Annotated in this window: 16 protein-coding genes and 3 pseudogenes; 12 read left to right on the plus strand and 7 right to left on the minus strand. The window is 37.1% G+C overall.

The features are described 5' to 3' along the window. Positions 1-483: 483 nt before the first annotated feature. The 5 genes and pseudogenes from IEW69_RS17085 to IEW69_RS17090 all read right to left on the minus strand — a co-directional run. Positions 484-648 (minus strand): annotated as a pseudogene (locus IEW69_RS17085) (transposase); the annotation flags it as partial. Between the two features lie 59 nt (positions 649-707). Further along, complete coding sequence (locus tag IEW69_RS09270; RefSeq protein ID WP_188626562.1) at positions 708-1,091, minus strand: hypothetical protein; 384 nt, start codon at positions 1,089-1,091, stop codon at positions 708-710. A 3-nt stretch (positions 1,092-1,094) separates the two neighbouring features. Beyond that, positions 1,095-1,373, minus strand: coding sequence for an IS110 family transposase (locus tag IEW69_RS09275; protein ID WP_188626563.1), 279 nt, complete (start codon positions 1,371-1,373; stop codon positions 1,095-1,097). A gap of 26 nt (positions 1,374-1,399) precedes the next feature. Next, positions 1,400-1,564, minus strand: a complete 165-nt coding sequence (locus IEW69_RS09280) for a hypothetical protein (protein ID WP_188626564.1) — start codon at positions 1,562-1,564, stop codon at positions 1,400-1,402. Positions 1,565-1,817: 253 nt separating this feature from the next. Next, positions 1,818-2,387 (minus strand): annotated as a pseudogene (locus tag IEW69_RS17090) (transposase); the annotation flags it as partial. Positions 2,388-3,252: 865 nt separating this feature from the next. Here IEW69_RS17090 and IEW69_RS09295 point away from each other — a divergent pair. The 3 genes from IEW69_RS09295 (at position 3,253) to IEW69_RS17000 (ending at position 4,244) form a co-directional block, all read left to right on the plus strand. Continuing rightward, a complete protein-coding gene (locus tag IEW69_RS09295) occupies positions 3,253-3,459 on the plus strand; it encodes a hypothetical protein (RefSeq protein ID WP_188626567.1) in 207 nt (68 codons plus the stop codon). Between the two features lie 33 nt (positions 3,460-3,492). Beyond that, complete coding sequence (locus IEW69_RS09300) at positions 3,493-3,969, plus strand: DDE-type integrase/transposase/recombinase (protein WP_188626568.1); 477 nt, start codon at positions 3,493-3,495, stop codon at positions 3,967-3,969. Positions 3,970-4,115: 146 nt separating this feature from the next. Beyond that, positions 4,116-4,244, plus strand: coding sequence for a hypothetical protein (locus IEW69_RS17000; RefSeq protein ID WP_262890764.1), 129 nt, complete (start codon positions 4,116-4,118; stop codon positions 4,242-4,244). 186 nt (positions 4,245-4,430) lie between these two features. Here IEW69_RS17000 and IEW69_RS09305 read toward each other — a convergent pair whose 3' ends face one another. Both IEW69_RS09305 and IEW69_RS09310 read right to left on the minus strand, forming a co-directional pair. Next, entirely contained in the window at positions 4,431-5,792 is a 1,362-nt protein-coding gene (locus IEW69_RS09305; RefSeq protein ID WP_188626569.1) for an IS110 family RNA-guided transposase, read from the minus strand. A 216-nt stretch (positions 5,793-6,008) separates the two neighbouring features. Then, positions 6,009-7,229, minus strand: a pseudogene (locus IEW69_RS09310) (IS256 family transposase). A gap of 414 nt (positions 7,230-7,643) precedes the next feature. Between IEW69_RS09310 and IEW69_RS09315 the strand changes: the two are divergent. The 9 genes from IEW69_RS09315 (at position 7,644) to IEW69_RS09355 (ending at position 19,768) form a co-directional block, all read left to right on the plus strand. Continuing rightward, positions 7,644-8,951 carry an oligosaccharide flippase family protein gene (locus IEW69_RS09315; protein ID WP_188626570.1) on the plus strand — a complete coding sequence of 436 codons (1,308 nt, stop codon included), beginning with the start codon at positions 7,644-7,646 and terminating at the stop codon, positions 8,949-8,951. A gap of 479 nt (positions 8,952-9,430) precedes the next feature. After that, on the plus strand, positions 9,431-10,369 hold the full coding sequence (locus IEW69_RS09320) for a glycosyltransferase family 2 protein (RefSeq protein WP_188626571.1): 939 nt from the start codon (positions 9,431-9,433) through the stop codon (positions 10,367-10,369). Continuing rightward, positions 10,363-11,466 carry a glycosyltransferase gene (locus IEW69_RS09325; RefSeq protein ID WP_188626572.1) on the plus strand — a complete coding sequence of 368 codons (1,104 nt, stop codon included), beginning with the start codon at positions 10,363-10,365 and terminating at the stop codon, positions 11,464-11,466. The genes IEW69_RS09320 and IEW69_RS09325 overlap by 7 nt, the downstream gene beginning before the upstream one ends. A gap of 27 nt (positions 11,467-11,493) precedes the next feature. Next, complete coding sequence (locus IEW69_RS09330; protein WP_188626573.1) at positions 11,494-12,408, plus strand: glycosyltransferase family 2 protein; 915 nt, start codon at positions 11,494-11,496, stop codon at positions 12,406-12,408. Between the two features lie 22 nt (positions 12,409-12,430). Next, positions 12,431-13,513: a glycosyltransferase family 4 protein gene (locus IEW69_RS09335; protein WP_229663576.1), complete on the plus strand. Its 1,083-nt coding sequence runs from the start codon at positions 12,431-12,433 to the stop codon at positions 13,511-13,513. Between the two features lie 241 nt (positions 13,514-13,754). Continuing rightward, a complete protein-coding gene (locus tag IEW69_RS09340) occupies positions 13,755-14,561 on the plus strand; it encodes a polysaccharide biosynthesis/export family protein (RefSeq protein ID WP_188626574.1) in 807 nt (268 codons plus the stop codon). An 11-nt stretch (positions 14,562-14,572) separates the two neighbouring features. Further along, on the plus strand, positions 14,573-16,906 hold the full coding sequence (locus IEW69_RS09345) for a GumC family protein (RefSeq protein ID WP_188626575.1): 2,334 nt from the start codon (positions 14,573-14,575) through the stop codon (positions 16,904-16,906). Positions 16,907-17,448: 542 nt separating this feature from the next. Beyond that, entirely contained in the window at positions 17,449-18,342 is an 894-nt protein-coding gene (locus IEW69_RS09350) for an O-antigen ligase family protein (RefSeq protein ID WP_188626576.1), read from the plus strand. A gap of 313 nt (positions 18,343-18,655) precedes the next feature. Beyond that, a complete protein-coding gene (locus tag IEW69_RS09355) occupies positions 18,656-19,768 on the plus strand; it encodes a DUF1972 domain-containing protein (protein ID WP_188626577.1) in 1,113 nt (370 codons plus the stop codon). The last annotated feature ends 31 nt before the right edge of the window (positions 19,769-19,799 follow it).

Raw genomic sequence — 19,799 nt, forward strand, 5'->3', positions numbered from 1 at the left:
CAATGCGTTGTAATGAGCATCCATTGGTAATCGCTAGCCTATGAGGGGGTGAAGAAATACCTTAATAGATGGAAATAGATGATTAAAAGTCGGAATGGCAAGAGAAAAAAGCTGAGGGAGTGTAACGCAAACTGTGTCATTTAAATTAACGCCTCTCAGAAGCCTCTGTTTTCCTGAAGAATTCTGTCACCAAATCTCGATAAAACAAACATTAAACACTTAGTCTATAACAAGTTAAGAAGCTGATTTCTTCTGGTATTACTTTCAACCTATTTATTTTGTTTTGCAGACTTCTGATTTTGCCTACCTTGATTTTATGCTGATATAATGTTTGGTCTATTGTCCTATAAGCTTCCTTCTCGGTAAGCATCTTATATATGATTACTACTATTTTTCTGGCTGTGGCTGTAATGGCAGAAACCCTACCAATCTTTATTGCTATCCGCTTAAAGAACTGGTTAAGGCTGCCATCCTTTTTATTGCCTACGCATTGGCCGCGTGCCTGAGCGCATCAGCTAATTTATTTTTACCTTTTTGGGTTCGTCCGGCGAACACCTTACCTCCGGTTTTCTTATTGTTTGGAGAAAAATGAAGCCAACTCGCAAAATGTTTTGCAGTAGGAAACGCACTCATATCTGTACCTACTTCAGAAAGTAACGCTAACTATTTCAGAAAAGATCTACACCTGCACTGAGCTGATAACTTAATTAAACTATATCGATTTTAATTTCGTTCTTCTGGTACGCTCTTCTTTTACGCCATGGTTTATTTAGCCTTGCCTCTCTATTCGGCTTTTCATTTTCTTGGATCTGTTTATCAAGCAGTTGCCCGATCTCCTGATCACATTCCTGAATCTTTTGTTGGAGATACAGGTAACCCTTGTAACTCTGTTTAAGCTCAAATAAATATTTCTCCCGCCTATCCCTGGTTAAAGCCAAAGCGATTTCCTCTTTACTCTTATTACCCCGGCCACTTGTTACAGAGGGCAGTTTTTGAGGATCTCTTTCTCCTATTAGAATTGCTTCAATAATCACGGTCCCAGATGTACCAACGATGTCAGCTAAGGCAGAATCTAGAGGGATATTGGTCATATGTTAGGCTTTCTGCATCTTATTGATATAGCCTGAGGCATCGGCGACCAGAGAACTTGGATGACGACAGTACTGCCGCAATGTCTCTGTAAATAGATCTGGAATTAAACTGCCCCCAAGCATACCTAAACTATGTAGTTTCTGTATCCATTGACAATCCATCATGTCAGTCTTTTTACCTTTCACATCTTTAGTATACTTGCCATTTACCAAAAGTGGATTTAATTCATTGGCTTGCAGTAATACCAGCAAAGGCCTGAAATACCTACCTGTATTTTGCAAAGCCACTGTTTTAACCTAATTACTTATTAACCAGTCAAACAATTCCTGCAAATCATTCGTGTAACAACCAAATTTACGAACACCACCTTCAGCCTGATTAATGCAAACAAAGTCGTATTTACTGCCAACGTCAATGCTGCTGCACCGGGATTTACGACAGCCATTTTTTCGTAGTCATCGATTTTTTTCATAACTTTTCCATTTTTAAAAAAGATCTCAACAGGTGGAGCTTTTATCTTTCTATACGGGATTTAATTTCACCATTTGTTGTTGCAGGCGCTCCTATGATAAGGAACTTCTCCTACCCAACCAGATTGATATTCGAACTTCATTGTATCATTTGTGGAAGGCGGTCTTTGATGAGTTCTGATTACCTAATTTAAGTTATTCTGCCTTTGTTAAAGGGCTTCCCCTTTTCATCATTAATATAAAGTTGATAAAATACCAGATCGCACGCGCTTCGACCACACCATTTACTCTGACCTTAAAAAACATACAATCCAGGAACACAAAGGGATAAACCGCTTCTAGCGGACGATTGCGCCATTCCTGCACAGCTGGAAGCACACTGTTGGTAATTCGTGAGATCTCAGAAGCAGAAATATCCATGCCATATATATCCTGGATATAGTCACGCATTGCACGCGTACTCATGCCCATGGCATACATCGATAGGATATTGCCTTACAGTTTCTCTGTAATAATCAGTTGCCGTTTGGGAACAACTTTAAGCTCAAAAGTACTGAGCCGATCACGCCCGGTTTCTAGTTCGAACTCGCCGGAACCTGAACTGCGTACTGTCTTCTTACTTTTGCCGTTCTTACGATTGGGCTGACCAGCTAGTTTACTTCCAGAAAAATAATGCACTAGTTCTCCGGTCATCATAGATTCCAAAAAGTGTTTCATCATTGGAGCTAGTACCCCATCCGTGCCAGTCATTTTTTTGCCGGCATATAAGCCAGCTATAGCTTCCCTTTTGAAGCTTTCGAAATCAAAATCTTCTTGTGTTACCATATTCATGTCGATAGTTTAACGATACAACATTGAGACAGTTCACGAAAAACCCTCCAAATGTCAGCGAGAAAGCGATAGCCTTAGACCTTACATTAATTTTTCACTCACAAGGAATTCATTAATTATACTACAGGTTAATATCCCCTCCATGTATGCCTTGGTATTTTCGCATCGGTGCAATGCACATTGACCTGGGGTATTGTATGCGGATACAATCTTGCATCAGTAATGATGTACTTACAGTTGAGCAGGACTTTCGCAATTGTTCGAAATAGCGAATTCATTTTTATCTTCTTGAATAGTATGCCTTTTAAGATTCGGTAGATACTTCAATACGTTGGGCTGAGGTTAAATTTGTGCTACTTTCCGCTTAGATTCTTGAATAGAATTTTCTTTGGCATCTGCGGCAAACATAATGCTTGATTGCTAGCCAAGGTACAAACATCTTAAGGAGGAAATTGCGTTCAATCCTATCAAATTCATTGTTTTTGCAACTTGGACAAGTTTTAATGACCTTAGTTGATTGAACATCGGAGCTCACTCTATTTTTTTGTTTCAGGTGCATTTTAAATTATTATAGTAGGTGTGTAATCATTCTGGTAGATCATGTATAATAATGTGAATGGGTGTAAAGTTACGCCTATTTTAATGTTTTAGTTTAATAAAAAAGGACAAAAAATCTGTAATGATGATCACGTAGTGCTCATAAGAATAGACGTATTTGATTACCACAGAGAAAAAGGTGTTATATAATACTCCCCTAAATCCGGACCATTTGTTTAGTTGAAAAATCCTTAACTTAACTACAGAGATGAGCAAGTAAACCCGGGGTAAATTCACGTCTGCATTTAAAGCCAAAGTGGCTTTGGAAGCCATTAAGAATCAGGAAACTTTAGCCGTATTAGGCAAGAAGTTCGATGTCAGTCCAATCGTTATTTCCAAGTGGAAGTTGGAGCTTTTAGATAAGCTGCCTGGTATTTTTGATCGTACAGGATCTGCCTCTGATGAGAGTGAAACAGTCGATACGGAAAAGCTTTACGCGCAGATCGGGGGAGCTGAAAGTGGAGAATGACTATTTAATAAAAGTCTCAGCCAAAATGGGGTAATGAGGCAGCATACGGAATATATCCGTCCCGGCTTGCGGCATTCATCTGTCCGCAGGCAATGTGATCTACTCACAGTCAGCAGAAGTAGTTTGTACTACCGCCCCGTAGAAGAAAAGCTAGATAATGTAAAGATGATGACCCTGATGGACAAGCATCTGATCAGGCATCCTACCGAGGGTGTAGTCTGTATGGTTTATTATTTGAAAGAACGTGGGTATCCCTTTGGCTCCAAACGGATCCGGAGGTTGTTTAAGCTCATGGGCAGGGAGACCATTTATCACCGAAAAAATCTGACCAAAGCAGGGTTACGTGAGTTCATCAAGCTGTATCTTCTTCGAGGACTGCAGATCACACATGCCAATCAGGTATGGTGTACTGATATCACCTACATTCCTATGGTAAGAGGCTTTATGTATCTGACGGCCATTATAGATGTGTATAGCCGAAAAATCATAGGTTGGAGAATAAGCTGGTAGTCTTGAAGCGAGATGGTGCAAACAGGTACTGGAAGGTGCGATTAAAAGACATGAAAAACCCGGCATTGTAAACTCCGACCTAGGATCGCAGTACCCCGGTGCGGGTATGGACCCAGTTCTTGGATAAACAGCAGATCTTGATATCTATGGACGGCAAAGGAAGAGCAACAGATAACATCTGGATCGAACGGTTCTGGAAGTCCATCAAGTACGATTACATTTACCTAAACCCCTGCAATAACGGGACAGATCTGCTGGAAAGGGTAGCCGAGTAAATCAATTACTATCACACCAAAACCCACCATACCACAAAACAATCACCCAACAACCGGTACAAAGAATCTGTGACGGGAGTGTAACGCAAACTGTTTCATTTAAATTAACGCCTCTCAGAAGCCTCTGTTTTCCTTAAGTGTTCTGTCACCAAATTTTCTATATAACAAACATTAAACACTTAGTCTCTAAAAAGTTAAGAAGCTGATTTCTTCTGGTATTACTTTCAACCTATTTATTTTGTTTTGCAGACTTCTGATTTGGCCTGCCCTGATTTTATGCTGATATAATGTTTGGTCTATTGGTCTATAAGCTTCCTTCTTAGTAAGCATATTATATATGATTACCGCTATTTTTCTGGCTGTAGCTGTAATGGCAGAAACCCTACCTTTCTTTATTGCTATCCGCTTAAAGAATTGGTTAAGGCTGCCATCTTTTTTATTGCCTATCGCATTGGCCGCGTGCCTGAGCGCATCAGCTAATTTATTTTTACCTTTTTGGGTTCGTCTGGCGAACACCTTACCTCCGGTTTTCTTATTATTTGGAGAAAGATGAAGCCAACTCGCAAAATGTTTTGCAGTAGGAAACGCACTCATATCTGTACCTACTTCAGAAAGCAACGCTAACAGAGTTCCATTTCCGATCCCTTCTATTTCAGAAAGATCTACACCTGCACTGAGCTGATAGCTTAATGTAACTATATAAATTTTAATTTCGTTCTTCTGGTACGCTCTTCTTTTACGCCCATGGTATATTAGCCTTGCCTCTCCATTCGGCTTTTCATTTTCTTCGATCTTTTTATCAAGCAGTTGCCCGATCTCCTGATCACATTCCTGAATCTTTTGTTGGAGATACAGGTAAAGCTCGTAACTCTGTTTGAGCTCAAATAAATATTCCTCCCGCCAATCCCCGGTTAAAGCCAAAGCGATTTCCTCTTTACTCTTTTTAACCCGGCCACTTGTTAGAGAGGCCAGTTTTTGAGGATCTCTTTCTCCTTTTAGAATTGCTTCAATAATCACGGTCCCAGATGTACCAACGATATCAGCTAAGGCAGAATCTAGACGGATATTAGTCATACGTAAGGCTTTCTGCATCTTATTGATATAACCTGAGGCATCGGCGACCAGAGAACTTCGATGACGACAGTACTGCCGCAATGTCTCTGTAAATAGATCTGGAATAAAACTGCCCTCAAGCATACCTAAACTATGTAGTTTCTGTATCCATTGACAATCCATCATGTCAGTCTTTTTGCCTTTCACATTTTTAGTATACTTGCCATTTACCAAAAGTGGATTTAATCCATTGGCTTGAAGTAATACCAGCAAAGGCCTGAAATAACTACCTGTACTTTCCAAAGCCACTGTTTTAACCTGATTATTTATTAACCAGTCACACAATTCCTGCAAATCATTCGTGTAACAACCAAATTCACGAACACCACCTTCAGCCTGATTAATGCAAACAAAGTGAGATCTGCTGCCAACGTCAATTCCTGCTGCACCGGGATTTACGACAGCCATTTTTTCGTAATCATCGATTTTTTTCATAACTGTTCCATTTTTAAAACAGATCTCAACAGGTGGAGCTTTTAACTTTTATCTTTCTATACGGGATTTAATTTCACCATTTATTGTTGCAGGCGCTCCTATGACAAGGAACTTCTCCTACCCAACCAGATTAATATTCGAACTTCTTTGTATCATTTTTGGAAGGCGGTCTTTGATGAGTTCTGATTACCTAATTTAACTGTTATTCTGCCTTTGTTAAAGGGCTTTCCCCTTTTCATCATTAATATATAACCCGGAGAATGCCAGTCCCCAATTATGAATTGGCATTGTCCATTTTTTACTGATGTTTTTAATGACCAGATACATGAGCTTCATCAGCGCCTGTTCGGACGAAAACGCACCTTTGGTCTTTGTTATTTTACGGATTTGCCGGTGGACACCCTCAATCGGATTGGTGGTGTAAATAATCTTGCGGATCCCTGCGTCGTATTCAAAGATTGCAGAAAGGTTCACCCAGTTATCCAACCAGGATTTGCAACTCAGCGGATATTTCTTACCCCATTTTTCTTCAAACTCCAGCAACCTTTCATAACCCTGCTGCTCATTATTTGCCCGGTAGATAGGCTTCATGTCGGCCATCACCGCTTTTTTATCTTTCTCAGGAACATAACGCATGGAAGAGCGGATCTGGTGAACAATGCAAAGCTGCACCCTGGTCTTTGGAAAGATAGCTTCAACTGCTTAAGGGAAGCCTTTAAGCCCATCAATGCAAGCGATTAGAATATCTTCGACGCCTCGGGTTTTTAGATCAGTTAACACCGAAAGCCAGAATTTTGCGCCTTTATTTTCAGCTGTATACAGCCCTAAAACATCTTTTTTGCCTTCAATGTCTACGCCCAGGATATTGTAGATCGCACGCGTTTCAACTTCGCCATTTACCCTGACCTTGAAAAACATACAATTCAGGAATACAAAGGGGTAAACCGCTTCTAACGGACGATTGCGCCATTCCTGCACCGCTGGAAGCACACTGTCGGGAATTCGGGAGATCTCAGCTGCAGAAATATCCATGGCGTACATTTCCTGGATATAATCACGCATAGCACGCGTGCTTATGCCCATGGCATATACGGAGAGGATATTGCCTTCCAGTTCTTCTGTAATGATCAGTTGGCGTTTGGGAACAACCTTAGGCTCAAAAGTACTGAGCCGATCACGGCCGGTTTTCAGTTCAAACTCCCCGGAACTTAAGCTACGCACTGTCTTTTTACTTTTGCCGTTTTTGCGATTGGGCTGACCATCTAGTTTACTCTCTGAGATGTGATGCTCAAGCTCGCCTTTTATCATCGATTCCAGAAAGTGTTTCATCATCGGGACTAATACCCCATCTGTGCCAGTCATTTTCTTGCCGGCATATAAGCCAGCTATAGCTTCCTTTTTGAAGCTTTCGAAATCAAAATCTTCTTGTGTTGCCATGTTCATGTCGATAGTTTAAAGTTACACTATTGACACTGTTCATGAAACACCCTTTCTGTGACCCAAAAAGCCACATAAAACATGAATATCAATACTCAAATATTAACTTAACTTAAAAGACTTTTGGTCTCGAAAATGGGGAGTGTTATAATATAGGCATATTGCTACACTACGTTCATGTTACTGACACAGTTTGTTAAATGCTCTCATAATTAGTCTAAAAACTGTTATATAAGGCTGTAGGTTTAATCTCTAGTTGTCATTACTTTCTGACAAGTATGTTTAAATTCCTAAAAAGTTCTATTTCTAAGCGTATATTTGTAATCATGTCCCTGTATATGAAAAGATTTTTAGTCAATTTACTTCGTTTCTCTAAGCTACTAAGGTTTAACTTTAACCTTATAATTGATCTAGATGACAAGTAGTAAAGGGTTATTTAAGAGCATTGCTTCGCTTGGTGTCGTTCAGATCGCCAATTATGTTTTACCACTAATATCTATTCCAATCATATCTCGCATAATCGGTCCGGAAAAACTAGGTGTGATTAACTATGCGGTTGCTTTCATTGCCTACTTCAATATTCTAATTGGTTTTGGATTTGACCTAACAGCAACTCGAAGATTATCAAAAGAGCCTAAGAACATTCGTTTAAGAATAACAATTTTCAATGAGGTCCTTTGGTCTCAATTTCTTTTGCTAGTGGTTTCTTTAGTAGCGTACGTGATTTGTATTTACTTCCTTCCCCCTCTTGCAAAAGATAAAGAGGTTGCTGCGTATACATTCCTCATCTGCATCGGAACTTTCTTTTCTCAGAATTGGTTGTTTCAGGCTATGCATGATCTTCCTAAGATTGCCTGGATCAATTTCCTATTTAAGGTATTATTTACAATTATGATAATTATGAATATCAAAGAGGAGGATGATTATGTTCTACATCCTTTATTTACCGGTATGATGCATATTAGTATTTCGCTTTTTTGTTTTATTTGGGCATTCTATAGATACGAACTAAAATTCATAGCTGTAAAGATCAAAGATGTTTTTAGAATATTGCATCAGGAGAAGGTTGTTTTTTTTTCTTTACTTGCTATAAATCTTTATACAACGACAAATACAGTTATGTTAGGTCTGCTTGAAACCCCTACGCAAGTAGGGTTTTATACTGCATCCCAAAGATTGATGTCAGTAGTAATAGGCGTTATCAATATGCCATTGTCACAGGCATTTTATCCATTTATTGGGCTAGCATTTGTCAAAAGCATCGAACATGGAATTGAAACTATACAGAAGATTTTGCCTGTTGTAATTATATTTACTTTGTTAACAGCAATTATCATTTTTTTTATGGGACCTTCAGTAGTTGTATGGTTTTACGGTGCGAAATTTACTTCAGCGATACCTGTGATAAAGATCCTAGCTATCGTGCCAATGATTGTTGCCCTAAGTAATATGTTTGGTATGCAAATTATGTTAAACTTGAAGTTAGATAGATTATATTTTATGATTTCAGCAGGTGGGTCAGTGTTTGGTCTAGCATTGAATTACGTGATGATTACTAATTTTGGATTTATTGGGACTGCTTGGAACTGGTTGTTGGTCGAATCTTATATTGCTGTTGTGATGTATATCGCTCTAAGAATTAGAGGAATAGATCCAATAGATTTCCGTAGATTTTCAGTGCCATCTATGTTAGAACTGTTAGGAACCCTAAGAAGAAAATGAATTTTAAAAGATGTCAACCAACAATTAGGTTTTCAGATCTCTTTAATTTTGTAGATAGATGGTTCGAAATCGTTCCAAATCTTATGTATAGACTTTTATAAACATATGCTGATACTGTATTTAATGAATTCAGTTTGAAAATACTTACTGAAAAATCTATAACTCGGATTTAAATAGAAGGCATTATCATTTTAAATTTGGCATACCTTTTTAGTTTGATAGCCAGGTAGAATGGTTCATCAATAATCTGCGTGTCTGAAGTCAGTTAACTCTTTTGTTCATATTATAATCCTTAATTTTAGAACTAGGATTTATAGATAAAGCATTTTGATGTTGCATACTAGCTATACACTATTGTTTTCTAGTATATAGCACAGTAATTATTAGTGAGAATTAAATAAGTCTATAAGTGGCATAAACTGTCACATCAAAGAATAACTGAAAAATCAATCAATAAACAACTTTAAATTGGATAACGTTTGAAAATACATATTGTAATTGTGACCTTTAATGGAATGAAGTGGCTACCGTTTGCCTTGGGGAGCATTTTGAAGTCGGAGTACATACCTGAAGTCATAATCATTGATAATAATTCTTCGGATGGTACTAAGGAATTTATACGTGAAGAATTTTCAACTTTTCAGTTGGTATCTCTTGAAAGTAATTTAGGCTTTGGAAAGGCGAATAATTTAGGTATTGAGATGGCGTTATGTCAAGGTACTGATGCAGTGTTCTTATTGAATCAAGATGCTTACATCCAGAGCGATACTTTGGGGCAGCTAGTTGCGTTAAGCATAGCCATTGAAGGTGTTGGCATTTTAAGTCCAATACAGTTAAATGGAGATGGAACCCAGATAGATGTAGGATTTAAGAACTATCTAAATCAAAGCAGACCTTTAAACGACTTGTATCTTAACAACGAAAAGGTTCATGCATCAGAGGTGGGTTTTGTCAATGCTGCTGCCTGGTTTTTACCTAAAGAGACTCTATTGGTTGTTGGTGGCTTTGATCCGCAATTTCCACACTATGGCGAAGATTTTGATTATTGTAACAGAGTTAAGTATCATGGTCTTAAGATTATTGTCGCTGACGATATAGTTGTTTGCCATGATAGACAGCAGATTTTGTCTTCAGATGTTGATAAGCTTAGCGCAAAGTTTGAAAATGGAATTTATGTTAACCTTCTTGCACTAGTAAAAAAACCAGGAGACTTGAAATTTTTAAGCTTTATAAAAGTTTTTTTATATGCTATGTTACAATTTAGCAAGGAGGTAATCTTTCTTAATTTTAAAGTAGGATTATTATATATCTCTACTTTGTTAAAAATCATCGGTTCATTTCAACTCATCAGTCAATCGAAGAGAAGTACAAGATTAAGGCAATCCACATTTCTGAAAATTGAGTTAGTAGAATGTTAAAGATTATTTATGTTGTTCATGAGAAAGGGGCAAATAGGCACTACGATGGTCTGGCGGAGTACTGCCGCAATAGAAACATTGCCCTGCAATTTTACGAATTTAGTCCTTTGTGGCAGATTTTATCAGCATTAAAGAATCGAAACTTCAACAGGTTCGTTAAGGCGTTCCGGAACATTCTTTTTCTATTCAAAACAGTATTTTTCAAAAATCAAATTTTAATCGTTGGTATCGCGCCTTTAGACTGGAGAATTATTTTCTTCAATTTCCTGTCTAATCGAAATAATGTGTTTTTACATACTTCTTGGCCATACTGGGATGGTGACAACTACCCTCATAGATATCTTGCTTTTTCTGAGTCCTTTACAAAGAGTGTGATAGAACAATGGAGATTATTCTTCGAGGTAAAATCAAGAGGTGTTTTTTGTGTTTCAAAAACTGCTTCAAACCAGATCAAAAAAAATTATGTTATCCAAAATGAGATCTCAATAATCAATCATTCCATTGATCCGAAAGTGTTTTATCCTGCAGAACTTGAAGTACACAAGCCTTTAAACTTTTTATTCATTGGTCGTTTAGAAAAGTCAAAAGGTATCGAAATCTTTTTGGAACTCGCTGCGAGGTTTCCAGCTTTTAATTTTAACATCATCGGTGCTGGCAAACTTATAGACTCTGTTATAGAAGCATGTTCTACAATGAACAATTTAGCATATTTAGGGCAGTTAGAAAACTTTCGGGTCGCTGATATTCTTAGAAGCAGCGACTTCCTGATATTGCCATCAGTCAGGTTAGCTAATATAGCTTGGGAGGAATTATTTGGGATATCTATAATTGAAGCAATGGCTTGTGGAGTGATACCAATCACATCAGACCATGTTGGACCTTCTGAAATTATTAAGAATCATCTTGATGGCTTTATATGTTCAGATGGGAACTTACAAGCAGAATTATTTAAGCTTTTAAAGGAGTTGTTGGAAGTTAATGATGAAACCCTTCTGACACTTAAGCAGAATGCAATTAGATCGGCTAGTAGATATCAGGTCCATGTGATCTCATCTAAGTGGGGTCTTATTCTTGATCAATACATACATTCAAATTAATACTAAACAAATAACTTTCGACGGCAAATGGACGACTTAGTAGTGATCATTATCTTAAACTGGAACGGTGCTGATGTAACGAATGAATGTATTGATTCGCTATTGAAACTTTCATACCGAAATTACAAGATTATTATTGTAGACAATGGTTCAGTTGATAACTCTTTGAACAGCATTGCGTTAAAATCACCAAACATAGATGTTTTACCCCTTATTCACAATCAAGGGTTTACAGGTGGTAATATAGCGGGACTTAGGTACGCTTCCAATAAATACAACTCAAAGTTTGTTTTAATGTTAAACAATGATACCATAGTAGAACCAGACTTTTTAACTATGATGATGGCTACTATAGTTAACGTGCCAGAATGTTATGCAGTTGTTCCTAAGATCTACTACTATGACGACCCGAGTTTAATTTGGTTTGCTGGTGGAAGAGTGTCAAGGATAAGTGGAGTAGTGACACATTATGGATTGAATAGAAGAGATTCCCCTAAATATTCGATTCCTTGTGAAACAAAATTTATGAATGGTTGCTGTGCATTAATATCTATTGATGCTATTAATCAACTCGGCTTTTTAGATAATCAATTCTTCGCTAACTCTGAGGACGCAGATTATAGTCTAAGGATCTTAGACTCAAATCATAAGATTTATTATGAACCAAAGGCGATCATTTTCCATAAAGTGAGTCATTCATTCAAATCTAACAAAGGTAAGTGGTTAGCGTTTTATTTAGCTGCGAGAGGAATAGTCTTGTTGCAACGAAAACACCTCTCCGGTCTTTCTTTAATTTTGTTTTATTTTGTTTTCTCTCTTAGGTGGGTCGCATATTTGACTTTGAAGTTGCTACTTGTTTTGGATTTCAAGTCCATAAAGGCAATATATAATGGGGCTTATGATGGTTTGAAGGGTCGACTTCGGTTTGTAGGTCAATCTTAGTGATAGTTTCTAAATTTCAATTGTGAAGAAAGTTAAGATTTTGGTTGATGCCCACGTTTTTGATTATTCGTATCAAGGAACAACCACTTATATAAGTGGCCTATATAATTCATTAGTAAAATACAACGATTTGGAAATAACGATATGCGCACACGACATAGAAGGTGTTCAAAGATTCTTTTCTAATCCGGCTTTCAAGTTTATCAAATTAAACTCAAAATCTAAAGTGTACAGGTTAGCGTTTGAATTGCCAAGGATCATTAAGGAAGGTGGATATAATTACGCTCACTTTCAGTATATAGTTCCATTTGTTAAATCTTGTATGTATATCAATACCATTCATGATGTATTGTTTTTAGAGTACCCTCAATATTTCTCTCTAACTTACAGATTAATAAATGGGACCTTATTTCGGATTTCTGCCGCCAAGAGCGATATCCTACTAACGGTATCAAATTATTCCAAAGAACATATCAGCCAAAAGTTCCACATCCCACTTGATGAGTTGCTAGTTACGCCAAACGGTGTGTCAGTGAACACCTCAGGCGTGCATAACACAACCACACTTAAAACAAAGAATATACTCTATGTGAGTAGATATGAATACCGTAAAAATCACATAGATCTTTTAAATGCCTTTTTAGCCTTAAAATTGTATCAACAAGGATATAAGCTCACCTTCGTGGGCTCAAAAAATGCACCCATTGAGCAGGCGGCGTTCAATAAACTACAGCAGCAGATTCCGGAACACCTGAGTAGCCACATCATTTTTTTAGAAAATCTAACCTTTGACGAACTTAATACTTTGTACATCAAGGCAGAGTATTTTGTATATCCATCACTTGCTGAAGGCTTTGGGATTCCTCCTATTGAAGCTGCAATTTATAACTGCAAAGTTCTATGCTCAAGCACAACGGCTATGGCGGATTACACTTTTTTTAAGCATCGCTTTGACCCAAATATCAAAGGGGAACTGGAGAATAAATTACGTGAGATCATGAAAGATAACGAATATCCATTTGAGCAGATTAGAGAGAAAGTTTTAGCCATCTATAGCTGGGATAACATCAGCGGAATACTATATAAAAGGTTAAGTAAGGGTTAGATTCACCTTTTCTTAAAACTTATTGATAATGTGCCGTATGCTCTTGAAGGGAGAGTGCGTTCAGATCATTAGTAATATTAACACCCTACAAGTCGGTCAAAGTTCAATTCCTAAACACAAACAGAACATTTCCGTTGACAGGGGTGGGAAGAGGGAGCGATAAAAAACTTTTTATGGCAGTGAGCTAAGGTTTTATATGTTAACTTTGACATTTAGAATAAACACGAGCAAATTACAATCTATGACTCTCAATCTCCCAATTCCAAAGTTTTTTTTCATAATATTTTGTCTTTGTACGTCGCTTTGTGCTTGTACCAGTACCAAGAATGTACCATATTTTCAGGATGTACTTGATTCTGGGATTGTAAATCTACCAGTGAAAGCTCTTTTCCAAGAGCCTACAATTAAGCCGGATGATATCTTATCAATATCAATTTACACTATTGACCCTAATACTTCCATGGTCGTAAATCAGCTTAGTACTCAATCTGCGCCGACAGCCATCGCTATGAGTTCTATAGCTGCGAGTCCTACTCCGACAGGATTTTTAGTAGATAAGAATGGCGAAATACAAATTTCCGTGGTTGGTAGAGTAAGACTTCTAGGCCTTACTACTTTTCAAGCAAGAGATTTAATACAAGACATTGCTGCAAAAAGTTACAATAATCCAACGGTTCAGGTTAGGTATTCGAATTTCAAGATAACAGTTTTAGGGGAAGTTACTCGACCGGCTACTTACACTGTACCGAATGAAAAGCTCTCTATTTTAGATGCTCTGGGCTTAGCTGGTGATTTAACCATTTATGGGAGGCGTGAGAATGTCCTACTAATTCGAGAGAACGACAATAAAGAAAGGTCATTAGTAAGATTAGATTTAAACTCTACTAAACTTTTTGAGAGTCCATATTTCTACTTGCGACAAAATGATGTAATTTATGTTGAGCCTAATAAAGGAAAGGCAGCGTCGTTAAATGTTGCACGTACTCAGACGATAGCTTTGATCGGTACAGCCTTAACAGTATTAATTACTCTAATTTCCCGCCTTTAATAAAAAACTAAATGCATAAAATAAATGAAATTGGAAATGGGTTAGATGTGCATGATCAATCCAGTATAGACTACCGTCAACTTTTTCACAAATACCTTCCCGTTTGGCCGTGGTTTTTAACTTCTATAGTATTCTGCTTAGCTATTGGGTTTATTTATAGTAGATATGCTACCCCGATGTACAGAATATCCGCTCGAATACTAGTAAATGATAAAGAAAAAGGAGGCGGTATGGCTGCTGCCAACGAGATGTTAACCGACCTAGGCGGATTGCTTGGTACAAAAAGTTCTGTTGATAATGAGGTTGAAATTCTGCAAACGCGATACTTGGTGGATAAAGTTGTACAAGACCTACAGCTTAATGTAACATACTATTTGCAAAGAGAGTTCGGTTTTGATCAGGAGCTTCACAAGGCTCCTTTCATGGTCAGAATGAACAAAATTGAAAACTCTATCGACAACATTGAATTAGAGATTTCTCAACGGGGTACGAACAAAGTTCATGTACAATCGGACGAGATTGATACAGTCGTTAATCTTAGAAAACCGATTCATCTTAAAAATCTCGGTGAGTTTGAATTTGAGATTCTAGACCATAATGTCATGGCTGACGAGCAATTCAAGGTGATAGTTCAATCATTTAGAAGCAAGGTCTCCAATTTACGTGACAATTTAACGGTAGGTATAGCAAACAAGCAAATAACCATCATAGACTTAAATTTAAATTATCCAGTTCCTGAAAAAGGTGAGGAGATACTGAGAACGTTAATATATAACTACGTACAGGAGAACTTGCGTGATAAGAACGAAGTGGCAGATAGTACAATTGCCTTTATAAATAGACGCCTCTTGATCATAGGGTCAGAGTTAGGACAAGCCGAAGGACAAATTCAAGGTTTTAAGGAAGCTAACAAATTGGCTGATATGTCTGAACAAGCTAAACTTCTCGTAACATCGACCGGTCAATATGTAAATGATCTAGCCAAAGTGGAGACCCAAATTTCTATTGTAAATAGCTTATTGGAGTCGTTAAGGAGTACTGAAGGTGCCCATCGAGTTATACCTAGTGCAATCGTTACACCTGATCTAGTATTTACTTCAGCAATAGAGAAATATAACTCGCTAGTATTAGAACGAGGAAGAAAGCTTATTGGGTTATCAGAAAGCAATCCGATAATAGGTAATTTAGATAAAGAAATCGTAAACGCTCGTATAGATATCATTTCGAACTTGGTCAGCACTTTACAGGGTTTAACAATAACTAAAAACAAGCTTTCCATGCAAGTACAAGGATCAGAGAGCAGAATTAAGAATGTACCTGAAACTGAAAAAAACTACTTGAGGCTCGCTAGGCAGCAGCAAATCAAACAAGAACTTTTTATTTTTTTGATGCAAAAAAGTGAAGAAACTGCAATTTCAAAAACAGCAAACATCGCTAATTCAAAAACAATAGATTTGCCTCAGGCAGACTTAAAGCCATTTGCTCCGAAAAAGCTTTACATATACGTTATTGCTTTTGGAATAGGATGTATCATCCCCTTAGGAATACTGTACGTGAAAGAACTTATCAATGATAAAGTTGAAAGTAAATCAGACATCATAAATATTACTCAAGTTGCTATCATTGGTGAAATTGGACGTAGCTTAGACTTAGATAATTTAGTTGTTGCTAATAAATCGAGATCTGCAGTCTCTGAACAATTTAGAGCCTTAAGGACAAACTTAGCATATTATCTTAAGAGCAACGAGGAGAAGGTAATTTTATTGACATCAAGCGTATCTGGTGAGGGAAAGTCATTTATCGCTATAAATCTTGCTTCAATTTTAGCAGCTTCTGGGAAAAAGGTGTGCTTAATGGAATTAGATTTACGCAAGCCTGGACTAAGCTCAAAATTGAACATAAATAATCCAATTGGGTTTTCAAACTATATTATAAATGATACAACGTTGGTTAATGATATCATAAAGCCTGTCGAAAATATAACAAATGTGTCTCTAATTTCCGCTGGTCCTCTTCCTCCAAATCCTGCCGAAATGTTAATAAGTGAAAAGACTAAGTTCTTGATTGACATTCTGAAAGAGCAGTTCGACTACGTTGTGATAGATGCTCCTCCGATCGGGATTATAACAGACGCTCAATTATTGTGGAACTACTCCAACCTATGTTTGTACATAGTAAGACAAGATTACACTAAAAAAGATCATTTACGGATAGTCGAAGAATTGAAGCAAAGTGGGAAGATCAATAATATGGGCATCATCGTGAATGACATTGATTCAAAGAGTGGCTATGGGTACGGTTATGGCTATGGTTACGGCTATGGATATGGGAGTTATTCTAACTAACTTTCAGTGGTGGCCTTTAGTGCATTACGTACGACATTACTTCAATGATTTATTATATGATAAGTTTCTTGGAAATTTTATTCAATAAAGAACTCAGATCGTTAGGGATCATTCTGCTAATACTTTTTTCAATAGTGCCGTTCTTTCTGTTGCAATGGTCATATTTTATTCTGCTACTGTTGTTGATGTTGATTTTTTATTTTATTTACAACAACAAAGCAGGTGTGTCACTAGTAATCTTTGGGTACAGTGTTGTTTTTCCATATTTGGGTGGGGAAGCAGGTATAGCCTTTTATATACCGCATATATGTGTATTTTGCGCAGTTTTCTATAACGAATTTGTTGTTCGTAGACATTTAAGATTCGACTTTAGTCGGTACATACAAGCGTCATTGCCATTGGTACTGATTTCTGTAATGTTTTTTTACATCAATTCCTCTTTCGATGAACTGAAAAGCATCATTTTATTTCTTTTTTCGACTGTAGGGGTGATTTATATAGTAATGTTGGACAGGATTAATCTTAGACAAATCTTTTTGGTTTTGGATTTTATCTTCATATTAACACTTGTATTTACGTTGCTGGAGATCTTTTTGAATGTTTCGCCGTATAAACTTCTTTATAGTGGTTTAACTCTAGATTTTCAATTACGTGCAAAAGGACTAATGGGCCATCCATTAGTCTTGTCAGCGTTTTTATCATTCTACCAGGTTATGCTTTTGATAAGGGGTTTTATTCTTAAAAAGTGGTCAAAAGCAAAATTCTTTATGGTGTTAGCTTTGATTATTCTTACTGCGTCAAGAACAGGAATTATCGTTTCGATAGTTACTTTTGTATTGTATTTCATATTAGCTAAGGCCTATAAGAACAAACGTTTGCTATTTTTTTTTCTAGTCTTCTTATCCGTGTCTTTGCTCACCTTACCTTGGTTGGTGAATTCTCTTCAAAATTCAGGAAACTTTTCACGATTAGTGTCTCTTACTGCTGATCAGCGACTAAGCTCCTATCCAATAGCATTAGAAATTGTTTCTAACAACCCGTTGGGTGTTGGCATCACGCAAGATGCTTGGTTTTATCAAATCAAAAACCTGCACATTTTACTGGGTAGTACAAATTATAATATAGATTTTCTTGTTTTTGATAATAGCTTTTTAACGGGCTTGGTGTCCTATGGTCTTGTAAGCATATTCTTGTTTTCTGGATTTTTTATCCCATATTTTTATACAAGTGCTATTGTGCAAAAAAGACCCTCCCTTAAGATCTATGCAAAGGCTATGTTACTAGTTCTTACTACTTGGTTCCTTCTTAATCTATCATTCGACACCATATTTTACTTTCCATGCAATGCATTTTTTTTTATCCTTGTGACCGCTGTGTTTAAAGAATTGAAAAACAATTGGAATGTAACTACGCGAATCAAAACTGCTATCAACTAAGTTTCGATCTTAACGGAGTTTATGTTGCCCTAAACTTTAAAAATTTTAACATCCAAGTACTTATTATACAATCATTGTGCATAGGTACTCTGCTTGAGTGGATGATGTTAAGGAAAACGATGGTAAAAGGGAAAACCTTGTTTATTAATGTCAAAATTCTTGGCATCTTGGGCTGCTAAATAATAATTTGGAGATTTATCTTCTCTAATTTGTATCTACGAACTGATTATTACCGTAAAGTAGCAACTATTTGTTACTTTTGACCAGTAGATATTTGTAGGTAATTATAATAAATCTTAGAAATTAATCTCTCATGAAAATTGCAATTTTAGGTACACGAGGGATTCCGAATTATTATGGCGGATTTGAACAATGTGCAGAGTTTCTCGCTTTAGGCTTAGTCAAATTAGGCCATGATGTTACTGTGTATAACTCGCATAATCACCCATATAAACAATCAAATTGGAATGGTGTTAATTTAGTGCATTGCTATGATCCGGAAGATAAACTAGGCACTGTTGGGCAATTTGTTTATGACTTAAACTGTATTCTAGATCTTCGAAAGAGAAAGGTGGATATTATTCTGCAATTAGGATATACAAGTAGCTCTGTATGGGGATGGTTGTTGCCAAAAAGTGTTGTCGTCACCACAAACATGGACGGGCTGGAGTGGAAACGCACAAAGTACTCTGGAAAAGTAAGAAGTTTTTTGCTTTGGGCAGAAAAACTGGGTGTCAAGCATAGTGATCACCTCATCTCCGACTCAAAGGGAATCCAAGACTACATAAGAGAAAAGTATGGAAAACAGTCATGTTACATACCATACGGTGCAGACGTTTTTGAAAATCCTAGGGAGGCAGTGTTAAATGAATATGGTCTTGCGAAACAACAGTATGATTTACTGGTGGCTCGCCTTGAACCTGAAAATAGCATTGAGATTATTCTCGATGGGGTCCAATTAGCAAACACAAATCGCCAGTTTTTGGTGATAGGGAAAGATGAAACAAAGTACGGCGAGTACTTGAAGAAAAAATATCGGTCATCGAGAAACATAAGATTCCTTGGCGGCATTTACGACATGGGGAAGCTCGACAGCATCAGGTATTTCTCAAACATATATTTTCATGGTCACACAGTAGGGGGCACGAACCCGTCCCTATTAGAAGCTATGGCGTCTAATAGCCTCGTGTGCGCCAACGATAATTCATTTAATAAATATATCCTAGGGATTGACGGTCTTTATTTTACTGATTCAAACGATGTAGCAAAAATGTTAGAGAAAACGGATAAAATGCAAGACATTTATCAAGCAATGTTAAAGGCCAACTTCGCTAAATTAAAAGCGACTTATAGTTGGGATACTATTGTAAGTCAATACTTAGAACATTTTAAATCAATTGTAGGTAACACAACACGATCTAAATGAACAAACAAGTTTTAATTACTGGTGATACCTG

It is taken from the genome of Pedobacter quisquiliarum, assembly GCF_014642175.1.
Classification (GTDB): Bacteria; Bacteroidota; Bacteroidia; order Sphingobacteriales; family Sphingobacteriaceae; genus Pedobacter; species Pedobacter quisquiliarum.